The sequence below is a fragment of the Brevibacillus sp. IT-7CA2 genome, assembly GCF_949767855.1.
Classification (GTDB): domain Bacteria; phylum Bacillota; class Bacilli; order Brevibacillales; family Brevibacillaceae; genus Brevibacillus.
Genome location: NZ_CATKQT010000022.1, coordinates 674,790 through 689,294 on the forward strand (window position 1 = coordinate 674,790; position 14,505 = coordinate 689,294).

Genomic DNA, 14,505 nt, shown 5'->3' on the forward strand with positions numbered 1-14,505 from the left:
TTATTCCCATTGTGAAAAAATGTAAAATCGCGGAAAATTTGTAGGTGAAAATTGGTTCATGACCATAGTAATATAAAGTTGGGTAATACTTACAAAAAAGATACAAAAACCCACATATTTTGTTACATTGGGCCATTATATTAAATGGTGTTGATGAGGGAGTTTCCAATGTGATCCATTCGTCACTGAGGCTTCATCTTCAGATTTAGCGGACCATTTCCTTGTAGTGACGTTCACTTGTTTGGCCATCACATTGTATTGTCACACTTCATGATAGACAAAAGTTTGCCAATTATCGGAGGGGACATATGTTAGCAAATCAGGCCAATCTCATCGACTTGGAGTGGGAAAAAGAACAGGTAGCCTTGTTTAATGATACAAAGGCTGAATATCCACAGGATAAGTCGATTCATCAGTTGTTCGAGGAACAAGCAGAAGCTGTGCCACACCGAGTTGCTATCGTTTATGAGAATGAGCGCTTAACTTACCAGGAGCTCAACAGGAAGGCCAACCAATTAGCAAGAGCACTGATCGAAAAAGGGATTACAACAGACAGCATTGTCGGTGTGATGATGGAGAAATCCATTGAAAATGTGACAGCTATTCTGGCCATCCTCAAGGCTGGCGGAGCGTATGTTCCTATCGATATCGAATATCCCCGAGATCGGATTCAATATATCCTGCAAGACAGTCAAACCAAAATCGTCATCACCCAGAAAAACGTCAGCCAACTTGTTTATGACGTCGGATACCGTGGTCCTGTAGTCGTACTCGAGGAAGAACAGCTGGATTCTCGCTCGGATTCCAATCTTCACTTGCCAAGCAAACCTACTGACATGGCGTATGTTATCTATACTTCAGGCACAACCGGCAAGCCGAAAGGAACCATGCTGGAGCATAAAGGGATCGCGAATTTGCAATCATTCTTTCAAAATACGTTTGGTGTAACACCTGCAGACAGGATTGGACAGTTTGCCAGCATGTCTTTTGACGCATCGGTATGGGAAATGTTCATGGCTTTACTTACCGGTGCCAGCCTCTACATCCTTTCCAAACAGACGATTCATGATTTCATCAGTTTTGAAAACTATTTGAATCAAAATGAATTGACCATCATCACGTTGCCACCCACCTATTTGACTCACCTCAACCCAGATCATTTTACTACACTTCGCATCATGATTACGGCAGGTTCAGCTGCCAACTTCCCTTTAGTGAATAGATGGAAAAACAAAGTCAGGTACGTGAATGCATACGGACCTACGGAAACAAGCATTTGCGCGACGATTTGGGAGGCACCTTCCAATGTGCTCGTCAACCAAACGATCCCAATCGGGAAACCGATTCAAAATACGTCCGCTTATATTGTCAATGAAGAGCTACAATTGCAGCCAATTGGCAGTGAAGGCGAATTATGCATAGGTGGAGTCGGTTTAGCCAGAGGATACTGGAATCGTCCAGATTTGACCGCCGAAAAATTTGTGGATAATCCGTTCGTACAAGGAGAGAAGATGTACAGGACAGGAGACCTGGCCAAATGGCTGCCGAATGGAGAAATCGAGTTTCTCGGCAGAATCGACCATCAGGTGAAAATCAGGGGTCATCGGATCGAGTTGGGAGAAATCGAGTCCGTTTTGCTGAAACATGAACAAATAAAAGAGGCAGTAGTAATCGCTAGAGAAGACCAACACGCTCAACCCTATTTGTGCGCTTATTTTATTTCGCAACTGGAAGTAACTCCTGCGCAGATCAGAGAATATGCCGCTCAAAAGCTTCCTGCGTACATGCTTCCTTCTTATTTCGTGAAGCTGGATAAAATGCCACTCACGCCGAATGACAAAATTGATCGCAAAGCATTGCCAGAACCTGATGTTACTTCTGAGACAAATCCTGCTTACGAACCTCCCAGAAATGAGACAGAATCGATTCTCGCAACCGTGTGGCAAGAAGTATTGGGAATCGAGAAAATTGGGATTCGCGACAATTTTTACTCACTAGGTGGGGATTCCATTCAAGCGATCCAGGTCGCTGCTCGTTTGCATGCCTATCAACTAAAGCTAGACACGAGAGATTTACTGAATTACCCGACAATTTCACAAGTTGCTCTCTATGTCAAAAGTACGACGAGGAAAAGCGAGCAGGGAGTCATCGAAGGCCCTGTTACCTTAACACCAATTCAACAATGGTTCTTTGAAAAGAACTTTACGAATATGTTCCATTGGAATCAATCGTATGTGTTGTATCGCGAACAGGGATTTGACCCTGAAGCTATCCGAAAGACCTTGGATAAAATCCTTTCGCATCATGACGCGCTACGCATGGTCTATCGAAACGAGAATGGGAGAATTGTTCAACAGAATCGTGGATTGGATAGCGAATTATACCATTTCCTTCAATATGATCTGACCTCACATTCGGATGTCCAGCAAGCAATCGAAGAAGAAACAAAACGATTGCATGGAAGCATGAATTTACAAGAGGGACAGCTGGTAAAGGCAGCTCTATTCCATACGCTCCAAGGCGATCATTTGTTTTTGGCCATCCATCATTTAGTCATGGATGGAATCTCTTGGCGCATTCTGTTTGATGATCTAGCAACTGCATACAATCAGGTAGTAGCAGGAAAAGAAATCGTCCTCCCAGAAAAAACGGATTCTTTTAAAAATTGGGCAGTGTGGCTGAACGAGTATGCGAATAGTGATGCATTGATGAGAGAAATCCCTTATTGGGAGAATCTTGAATCCGGAGCTAGGAATGCTTCCCTTCCAAAAGACTATGAAACGGTGGGCAGCAAACAGAAGAGTATCCGTAACATACAGGTCGGATTGCTAGCAGAGGAAACCGAACAATTGTTGAAGCAGGCAAATTCTGCTTATCAAACAGAGATCAATGATTTGTTACTGGCAGGGTTGGGGCTGGCCGTTGCAGAGTGGAGCAGGCTTGACCAAATCGTGATTAATCTGGAAGGGCACGGACGCGAGGATGTGATCGAACACGCTAACGTGACAAGAACAATCGGATGGTTTACGTCCCAATATCCAGTTTTACTAGATTTGAGTCAAATGAATCACTTACCTGACCATATCAAATGCACGAAAGAAAACCTGAGGAAGATCCCCAATAAAGGCATTGGCTATGAAATTTTAAAATATATGACAGAACCGGAAAAACGAAGTTCCTTGTCCTTTTCCTTGCAACCCGAAGTGACGTTTAACTACTTGGGTCAATTTGACTCAGGCCTCAACAACGAATTGTTTACCCGTTCTCCGTATAGTTCAGGTAACTCGCTCGGTGCGGATGGAAAGAACAATCTGAGTCCTGATTCCGAGATTTATACCGCCTTGAATATTACAGGAAGAATTGAAGGTGGCGAGCTTCTCATCACGTTTACGTACAGCGAGGAGCAGTTTAGAGAAGAGTCCATTCATCAACTGAGTGAGAACTATCGAAAACATCTTCGGGAGATCATCAATCATTGCTCGCAGAAAAAAGAGGTCGAACGGACTCCTAGTGACTTTAGTCTAAAAGGACTTGAGATGGAAGAAATGGACGACATCTTCGAATTACTTACCAATACGCTTAACTAAATAAGCGCTTGCTACTATTTTTGGGGGTTAAACATGCTCTCAACTTACATTTTTATGTAAATATGAAAAATAATGTGGATATCGAGGTGCCGGAATGAGTGTTTTTAGCAAAGAACAAGTACAAGATATGTATTTATTGACGCCCATGCAAGAGGGAATGTTATTTCACGCCTTGCTTGACGAAGAACATAACTCTCATCTTGTACAGATGTCCATTTCGATTCAGGGCAATCTTGATGTTGGTTTGTTTACCAATAGCTTGTATGTGCTGGTAGAGAGATATGATGTGTTCCGCACGCTGTTTCTCTATGAAAAATTAAAGCAGCCTTTGCAGGTTGTCTTGAAGGAACGGCCCATTCCCATCCTATTTTGCGATTTAACTGCATACGACGAGCAAGAAAAGCAGCAGCGCTACACACAGTACAAAAGGAATGACCAAGAGAAAACCTTTCATCTGGCGAAAGATTCGTTGATGAGAGTGGCTATTTTCCAAATGACGGAGAGCGAATACCAAATCATCTGGAGTTTTCATCACATACTCATGGATGGTTGGTGCTTTAGCATTATTTTTGATGACTTGCTTTCCGTCTATTTATCCTTAAAGAACGGGGCTCCGATTTCTCTTGACCCGGTGCAGCCATACAGCCAATTTATTCGTTGGCTGGAAAAGCAAGATAAAGATGCTGCTCTCGCATATTGGAGAGACTATCTGGAACAATTTGAACAGCAAACTTCCTTGCCGAAATTTGGGAAGTCTTCTAGCAATGCCTTTCTACCAGCACAATATCGTTTTGTGCTGGACCGCATGCTGACGCAGCAGCTTTCTGCGATCGCAAGTCAAAATCAAGTGACATTGCCGACTGTGATTCAAACCTTATGGGGGATTCTCCTCCAATCCTATAATGCTACGAATGATGCGCTATTCGGCTCTGTTGTATCCGGGCGACCTACTGAAATCGTAGGAATCGACAAAATGGTTGGGTTGTTCATCAATACCATTCCATTCCGCATTCAAGCGAAAAACGAGCAAACCTTTGCCGACTTGTTACAGGATGTGCACCAAAAAACACTGCAATCCCAGCAATATGAGCATGTTCCTTTGTACGATATTCAAAACGATTCCGTATTGAAGCAAGATTTGATCGATCACCTGATGGTCATCGAAAACTATCCGTTAGTCGAGGCCTTGCAGAAAAAAGTAGCAACACAGCAAGTAGGCTTTACCATTTCTGATGTCGAGATGTTTGAGCCGACCAATTATGACATGACCGTCATGGTAATGCCCAAAGAAGAGATTGCGATGCGGTTTGATTATAATGCTGCTGTTTTCGACGAAGGCTTTATCCAAAAAATGGCTGGACACCTCAAGCAGATTGCGGCTTGCGTGGCAAACAATCCGAAGGTCACCCTTCAACAGGTTACCTTGCTGACAGAAACTGAAAAACAACAGCTAATGGCCAGAAACCTTGATACTTCCGCTGCCTATCCAACGAAAACCATGCACGAGCTCTTTATGGAACAAGTGGAAAGGACACCTGATCAGGTTGCTGTCGTATTCGGAGAACAGCAGTTGACGTATCGGGAATTAGATGAAAAGTCCAATCAGCTCGCCAGATTTTTGAGAGGAAGAGGGATTGCAGCAGACAGTCTGGTTGGTACGATGATGGATCGTTCGATCGAGATGATTGTTGGAATTCTTGGGGTTTTGAAAGCCGGTGGTGCGTTTGTACCGATTGATCCGGAGCTGCCAGAAGAACGAATTGCCTACATGCTCGAGCATAGCGGGATTCAATTGGTAGTGACCCAGCAGCATCTACTAGAGAAAATCTCTGCCTCTACTGAAAAAATAGATATCAGCGCTCCTGCCATCTGGGAAGAGAGTAGTGCGTCTGTAGAAACGATCAATCATCCAGATGACTTGTTTTATATTATCTACACTTCAGGAACGACAGGTAAACCAAAAGGCGTCATGCTTGAGCATAAAAACATGGCAAATCTGATGCACTTTACGTTTGCCAAGACCAACATCGATTTTCATGAAAAAGTATTGCAATACACCACATGCAGCTTTGATGTTTGCTATCAGGAGATTTTCTCCACGCTGCTTTCCGGGGGACAGCTCTATCTCATCACGAATGAGATGAGACGTCATGTAGAAAAACTGTTTGCCTTTATCCAGGAAAAACAGATCAGCATTTTGTCCCTCCCTGTATCCTTCTTGAAATTTATCTTTAACGAAAAAGATTATGCGCAAAGCTTCCCGCGTTGCGTCAAGCACATTATCACAGCTGGAGAACAGCTCGTCGTCACACATGAGCTACAGAAATATCTGCGGAACCATCACGTGTTTTTGCACAATCATTACGGGCCGTCTGAAACACATGTGGTAACCACCTACACAATGGACCCAAGCATGGATATACCAGAGCTGCCACCAATCGGAAAACCGATCAGCAACACAGGCATTTATATCCTGGATGAAAAGCTCCAGATGAAACCAGAGGGTATCGTTGGGGAGCTGTATATCTCTGGTGCGAACGTAGGAAGAGGGTATTTGCACAATCCGGAGCTGACTGCGGAGAAGTTTCTCGAAAACCCGTATCAATCAGGAGAAAGAATGTATCGAACGGGTGACCTCGCTCGTTGGATGCCAGATGGCAATATCGAGTTTTTAGGGCGAATCGACCATCAGGTAAAAATCAGGGGTCATCGTATCGAGCTGGGAGAGATCGAATCGCACTTGCTCAACCACGCCTTGATTAAGGAAGCTGTGGTCATCGATAGAACGGATGAGACTGGCGGTAAGTATTTGTGCGCCTATGTCGTTTTGACAGAGGAAGTGAGCAACGAGGAGCTGCGTGCGTACTTATCACGAACGCTGCCTGAGTATATGATCCCTTCCTTCTTTATGAAGCTGGAGCGGATTCCGGTTACACCTAATGGAAAAACAGACAGAAGAGCCTTGCCCATACCTGAAGGGAATGCTTTTAAGGGAGTGGATTACCTCGCTCCGACAACCGAACTGGAACAGAAAATGGCGGCGATTTGGGAAAGCGTACTCGGCGTGTCCCCGATTGGCATTCAGGATAATTTTTTCACACTGGGTGGTCATTCGCTAAAAGCGATTCATCTCATGTCCCGGATGCAAAAAGACTGCCAAGCAGATGTTCCGCTTCGCGTGTTGTTTGAGAGACCAACCATTCAAGAAATCGCCAAGTATGTGGAAGGCGAAGAGGAAGTAACCTATCTCGCTATTCCGCGGGTCGTCATGCAAGAGCATTATCCTGTATCCTCCGCGCAAAAACGCATGCTCATTTTAAACCAGCTTGATCCGGCTAGTACGGTGTACAATCTGCCCGTTGTGACGGTACTCGATGGGGAATTGAATGTGCAGCAGATGGAGCAAGCCATTTCTAATCTGGTGATTCGTCATGAATCGCTGCGAACTTCCTTCCATACCATCAACGGTGAGCTGGTTCAACGCATCCATCAGGAATGCAAACTACCAATTGCCTACATGGAAGCGACAGAAGATGGTTTGAATCAAGTCATCACGGATTTCATGCGTCCGTTTGATTTGGAAAAAGCGCCATTAAGTCGGGGTGGATTGGTCAAATTGGGAGAGCGTCGCCATGTCATGATCATCGATATGCACCATATCATCTCGGATGGAGTGTCATCGCAGATCATCCTGAATGATCTTGCGCAGCTCTATCAAGACAAATCCTTGCCAGAGCTACGCATTCAATATAAAGACTTCGCGGTTTGGGAAAAAGGTCTGGCTCAGACAGACGAATACAGAAAACAGGAAGCGTTTTGGACCGAGCGATTCGCCGGTGAAGTTCCTGTCTTGAACCTGCCTTTGGATTACTCTCGACCGTCTGTTCAAAGCTTTGAGGGCGAACGTTATCTATTCCGCTCTGAAAAACAGCTGCTGGATGGCTTGCAACGAGTGGCGGCCGATACTGGTACTACGCTCTACATGGTGCTCATGGCAGCCTATCATGTTTTGCTCGCAAAATACTCCGGGCAAGAAGACATGGTAGTCGGAACCGTGACAGCTGGAAGAACGCACCCTGACACAGAAAGCATCACGGGTATGTTCGTCAACACGCTGGCAATGAGAAATCAGCCGGTGGCAACCAAAAGCTTCAAGCAATTTTTACGAGAAGTGAAGGACAATACACTCTCTGCATTTGAGCATGGGGAGTACCCGTTTGAGGAACTCGTCGAAAAGCTGGCGGTCAATCGAAATCGAAGCCGTAATCCATTGTTTGATACGTTGTTCATTTTGCAAAACATGGATGCCGATCCGATCAAGATCGAGGGCATGAAAGTGACGCCTTACGTGCCAGAGGGCAAAATGGCGAAATTCGACTTGTCGCTCGAAGCAACCCAAGACCATGCAGGTCTCATGTTCTGCTTCGAATTTTGCACCAAGCTGTTCAAGCAGGAGACCATCGAACGCATGTCGCGTCATTACATCCAAATCTTGCAAGAAGTCATCCGGAACACGGACTTGGCTCTCTATCAGATGGAGATGCTCACCGAGGAAGAAAAGCGGGAGTTGCTGGTCCATTTTAATGACACATTCAAGCCTGTTCAATTGGAAAGCACACTTCCACAGCTATTTGAAGAACAAGTAGGGAAAACCCCTGATCAAATCGCGCTGGTTTGCGGGGACAAAAAGTTGACATATCAGGAGCTCAATAAGAAAGCCAATCAGCTTGCTCGTACATTACGGAAAAAAGGAGTAACGGCTGACCAACGAGTTGGGATTATGGTAAATCGTTCCTTGGAGATGGTGATTGGAATCCTTGCCATTCTCAAGGCTGGCGGAGCATATGTGCCTTTCGATCCAGAATATCCGAATGATCGCATTGCCTATATGCTGGAAGATTGCGAAGCCCGTCTGGTGCTTACCCACGAGCATCTTGGAACAAAGATTGCTGCTGGGGTGGAATGCCTGTATCTGGATGATAAGAGTAACTATTCTCGTATCACCACAAACCTTGACCCAATTCATACGGCTACCAATCTAGCTTATATCATTTACACCTCAGGTACGACAGGCAGGCCAAAAGGGGTCATGGTGGAGCACCGAGGTATTGTCAACAGTGTGACGTGGAACAAAGAAGAGTTTGCCTTATCTGTCCATGACAGAGGTTTGTTGGCTCTATCCTTTGCCTTTGATGGTTTTGTCCTTACCTTCTTTGCGTTGATTCTATCCGGTTCAACTGTTGTCTTAACGAAGGATGAAGAAGCCAAAGATCCGATCGCGCTCAAAAACCTGATCTCAACATGGAGTTGCAGCTACACGTTGTGCGTGCCGAGTTTGTTCCAGGCGATTTTGGAATGCAGCACCACCGACGAGATCAGTCCGATGAAAATGGCCGTGCTCGGGGGAGAAAAGCTATCGCCGAAGTTGGTTGAGATGTGCAAAGAGATGAATCCGCAGATGATTGCTGTCAATGCGTACGGCCCGACAGAAAGCAGCGTTATTGCCACCTATCTGTGCGATACGCTCCCGGATGCTCCGATCACCATTGGACGGCCGATAGCGAACACAAGCATATACATCGTGGACCATTCGCACCAGCTGTTACCAATCGGGGTAGTGGGAGAGATATGCATAGGCGGACTCGGTTTGGCACGTGGATATTGGAACAAACCAGAGCTTACCGAGGAGAAGTTTGTTTCCAATCCATTTGAGCCAGGTGAACGCATGTACAAGACGGGCGACCTTGGCAGATGGCTCCCTGACGGTACGATTGAATTCGCAGGACGCCTGGATGAACAAGTAAAAGTAAGAGGATACCGGATTGAGATCGGGGAGATAGAATCGGTTCTTCTCAGCTATGAAACGACAAATGAAGCGATTGTCGTTGCTTATCAGGATGGAAGCGGGGACGCGTATCTGACCGCCTATTTCACCGGTAAAGACAACATCTCGGAAACGGCGCTTCGAACACATCTATCTCAAGAACTGCCAGCGTATATGGTACCAACCTATCTGGTTCAACTGGATGCTTTCCCGCTCACGCCAAATGGCAAGATCGATCGCAAAGCGTTGCCGAAGCCTGAAGGAAAGCCTACAACAGGTGTGGAGTATGTCGCGCCTGCCAATGAAGTAGAGGCAACACTAGCAAAGATTTGGGAAAACGTCCTTGGCATCTCAGGTATCGGAGTGATGGATAACTTTTTTGAGCTGGGTGGACATTCCTTGAAAGCTATGACGGTAGTGGCGCATGTGCATCGGGAGTTTCAAACTGATCTTCCTTTGAAGCATTTCTTTGAACAGCCTACCGTTCGAGCCTTGTCCAGGCTGATAGCAAACAGTGAGAATGCACCAGATGCATCGATTCAACCAGCAGAACCACAAGATTACTACCCGGTATCATCTGCCCAGCAGCGGATGTACGTGCTCCATCAGTTGGAAGGGGCGGGTATCAGCTACAATACGCCTGGAATGATCATGCTAGAGGGTCAACTGGATCGCGATCAATTGGTGCATGCGCTGCAAGCCTTGGTAGATCGTCACGAAATCTGGAGAACCTCCTTTGAGATGGTAGGAGATCAGTTGGTCCAAAAAATTCATGACCACGTGGAAGTGGAAATGGAGTATCGGAGTGTAGAAGAACATCAGATCGATGAAATTTTCCATGCGTTTGTCCGTCCATTTGATCTGGCTGTTCCGCCACTGCTGCGCATGGGTCTCGTGCAAATCTCGGATGAACGTCATCTTCTCTTGTATGACATGCATCATATTGCTTCGGATGCCTCGTCCGTTACGATTATCTTCAATGAACTGGCGGAATTGTACCAAGGCAGACAATTGCCGGAGCTGCGTATCCAATACAAAGATTTTTCTGTCTGGCAAAAACGTTTTAACGAGTCAGATGACTTCAAGAAGCAGGAAGAGTACTGGCGTCACGCGTTTGAAGGGCATAACACAGTCTTGGAGATCCCGACAGATTTTCCACGCCCAGCTGTGAAAAGCTTTGAGGGTGATCAAATCGTACTCGCTACCGATAGACCTCTGCTGGAAGCTTTACACGCGTTGGCTGTAGAAACGAAAACGACCTTGTTTATGGTCTTGCTAGCCGCCTACAATTTGCTGCTCTCGAAGTATACAGGGCAGGAGGATATCGTTGTCGGAACGCCGATCTCCGGCAAGACGCGCGCTGAGCTCGAGCCGATTGTCGGCATGTTCGTCAATACGCTAGCAATCAGAAACAAGCCGACAGCAGAGAAGACCTTCAAGGAGTTTCTGATGGAAGTCAAGCAGAATGCCCTGGATGCCTATGATCATCAGGATTATCCGTTGGAAAGTCTGGTTGAAAAGCTTGGCATTCAACGTGATCCGGGACGCAATCCACTTTTTGATACCATGTTCATTCTGCAAACCGAAGAACTGTACCAAAAAACACTGGGACAACTGACCTATCATCCCTATGAATCGACGAGCGCGCTTGCCATTTCAAAGTTCGACCTGTCCTTTCACCTGACTGAACGGGAAACTGACCTGTTGCTGCGACTGGAGTACAGCACCAAGCTGTTTAGAAGAGACACCGTAGACAGAATGTCGCGTCATTTCATGCAAATTCTACGCAACGTTACGGCAGAACCTGATAGGCAGCTTCAAGAGATTGAGATGCTGACGGCAGAAGAAAAGCAGTTGTTGCTAGTGGAGTTCAATCATACAGACAGAGAGTTCACGGAAGACCAGACCATACAACAGCTCTTTGAGGAACTGGCAGCGAACACGCCTGATCAAACGGCTATTGTATTTGAAGAGAAGAGCATGTCATACGAAGAGCTCAATGAAAGAGCGAACCAGCTAGCCGCGGTTTTGCGGGGAAAAGGAGTAGGTCCTTCGCAAATCGTCGTCATGATGGTAGAGCGTTCATTGGAAATGGTCATTGCAACACTCGCCATTTTAAAAGCTGGCGGAGCCTTTTTGCCTGTCGATCCTGATTATCCCGAAGAAAGAATTCGCTATATGATCGAGGACAGTCAAGCGAAGCTCGTGCTTACCCATTCTCACTTGATCCACAAGGTGTCCAGTCAGGCAGAAATTATCGATTTGGACGACGCGGGGAGCTATTCGTCGCATACAGACAATTTGCTTTGCATCAACAAGCCGTCTGATCTTGCCTATATCATTTACACGTCCGGTACCACTGGCAATCCAAAGGGAGTCATGCTGGAGCACAAAGGGGCAGCCAATCTACAGGCGGTTTTCAAGAATCAATTCGGCGTAACCCCACAAGATCGGCCAGGACACTTTGCGAGTATCTCTTTTGATGCATCGGTGTGGGATATGTTTATGGCTCTATTGACAGGAGCGACCTTGTATATAATCTCGCGTGATACGATCAACGATTTCCGCAAATTTGAGGAATACGTCCACAAAAACGGAATTACCATTCTCACGTTGCCGCCGACGTATGCCATTTATCTTGAGCCTGACCGTATGCCGTCATTGCGTATCCTGATCACTGCTGGATCGGCAGCATCTACCGCGTTGGTAGAGCAATGGAAAGAGAAAGTGACCTATGTCAATGGCTACGGTCCCACAGAGAGTACGGTTTGCGCGACACTCTGGAAAGCTTTGCCACATGAACCAGTTGGTCAGACCATTACGATTGGCAAACCGATTCAGAATACGAAGCTGTTCATCGTGGATGAACAAATGCAATTGAAGACAGTCGGTCAAATAGGTGAATTGTGCATCAGCGGGGTGGCGCTAGCCAGAGGATATTGGAATCGACCAGAATTGACAGCAGAAAAATTCGTCGACAATCCGTTTGTACCAGGAGAGAAGATGTATCGCACTGGAGATCTGGCAAAATGGCTTCCGGACGGAAATATCGAGTATCTCGGCAGAATCGATCATCAGGTGAAGGTACGCGGTCATCGGGTAGAGCTGGGCGAAGTCGAAAGTGTTCTGTTGCGATATGAGTCGATTATTGAGGCAGCAGCCATCACACATTTGGATGACCAGGGGCAACCTTACCTGTGCGCGTACTATGTAGCCGATGGGGAAGCAAGTCCGGCACAACTGCGAGAATTTATGGGAAAAGAATTGCCAAATTATATGGTTCCCTCCTTCTTTGTTCAGTTGGATAAGATGCCGTTGACACCGAATGACAAAATTGACCGCAAAGCATTGCCGAAGCCAAGCCACGAAGAAAAATCGGGCAGAGAATATGAAGCACCGCAAAACGAACTGGAACACTTACTTGCATCGACTTGGGCAGAGGTATTGGGAATTCAGCAAGTGGGAATGAAAGACAACTTCTTTGAATTGGGCGGAGATTCCATCAAAGCCATTCAGGTATCCACGCGTTTGCACACATCAGGCTGGACGCTGGCGATGAAGGAACTGTTCCAATATCCGACCATTGAACAAGTTGCTGCCCATGTCATTCCGAACAACAGAGAGAGCGATCAGGGAGTAGTAGAAGGCGAGATTGGCTTGACGCCCATCCAGAAGTGGTTCTTCGAGCGCAATTTCACTGACCGTCACCACTGGAATCAGGCTGTCATGCTGTTCCGAGAGGATGGCTTTGATCCGGGACTTGTTCAGCAGGCATTCTATAAAATCGTCGAGCAGCACGATGCGTTGCGCATGATATACAAACAGGAGAATGAGACAATCACGCAAATCAATCGAGCGCTGACAGGTGAGCGATTCCGCTTCCATTCGTATGACTTGAAAGACCATGCAAATAGCGCAGCTCATATTTTAGAGTTGTCTGATCACATCCAAACCAGTATCGATTTGGAACAGGGACCACTCGTCCACTTGGCACTCTTCTCCACAACGGAAGGGGACCATTTACTGATTGCCATTCATCATCTGGTCGTGGATGGCGTCTCTTGGCGCATCTTGTTTGAAGATTTTTCATCTGCCTATTCGCAGGCACTCCACAATCAGGAGCTCGTCTTGCCGAAAAAGACAGATTCATTCAAGGATTGGTCGGCTCAATTGCAAAACTATGCGGAGAGTGACGAGCTTTTACGTGAAGCTGCGTACTGGCACAACCTCGAGAGCACGACCGTGGCAGAAAAGTTGCCAACCGATTTTGTTACAGCAGACCGTAAACAAAAGCACACCCGTACAGCGAAGGTCGAGTTGACAGCTCAAGAGACAGAAAACCTTTTACGTCACGTTCATCATGCCTATCACACAGAAATGAATGACCTGTTACTGACTGCGTTGGGATTAACCGTGAAAGAGTGGGCGAATACCGACTACGCTGTCATCAACTTGGAAGGTCACGGTCGCGAAGATATTCAGAATGAAATGAATGTGACCAGAACAATTGGGTGGTTCACATCCCAGTTCCCTGTCGTGCTTGATATGGAAAAATCAAAGGACTTGTCATACCAAATCAAGCAAATCAAAGAAAGCTTGCGCCATATTCCGAAAAAAGGAATTGGCTACGAGATTTTACGCACGATGACGGCGGATCAACTGCGTCCATCCCTGCAATTTAGCCTGCAACCGGAAATCAGCTTTAACTACCTCGGGCAATTTGATTCGGATGTAAAATCTGGCGGATTTACTTTCTCGCCACTTGGTACGGGTCAGCTTTTCAGTCCAGAATCGGAGAGAGTATTCTTGTTGGATATTTCCGGCATGATCGAGGATGGAAAGCTCCAGATCAGTTTTGGCTACAGCAGTCTCCAGTATAAGGAAGAAACAATCGCGAAATTGGCAGACAGCTATCGGAATCACTTGCTCAGCATTATTGAGCATTGCCTATCAAAAGAAAAGGGAGAATTGACCCCGAGTGATCTGGGTGATGATGACCTTTCCATGGAAGAACTGGAGAACATCCTGGAATTAATCTAATCAGGCGACATGAGAAATGCTATTCCTCCAATAAAAGCTGGGACATTTCGCTTT

2 protein-coding genes are annotated in these 14,505 nt (G+C 46.2%); both read left to right on the plus strand.

All coding sequences use genetic code 11. The annotated features are described in order from the left end of the window. Positions 1-308: 308 nt before the first annotated feature. A complete protein-coding gene (tycA, locus tag ACM6JA_RS16210; protein ID WP_414853109.1) occupies positions 309-3,587 on the plus strand; it encodes a tyrocidine non-ribosomal peptide synthetase TycA in 3,279 nt (1,092 codons plus the stop codon). A gap of 94 nt (positions 3,588-3,681) precedes the next feature. After that, the gene (gene tycB / locus ACM6JA_RS16215; protein WP_414853110.1) at positions 3,682-14,451 is read left to right on the plus strand and encodes a tyrocidine non-ribosomal peptide synthetase TycB; all 10,770 of its coding nucleotides are present in this window, start codon (positions 3,682-3,684) and stop codon (positions 14,449-14,451) included. The last annotated feature ends 54 nt before the right edge of the window (positions 14,452-14,505 follow it).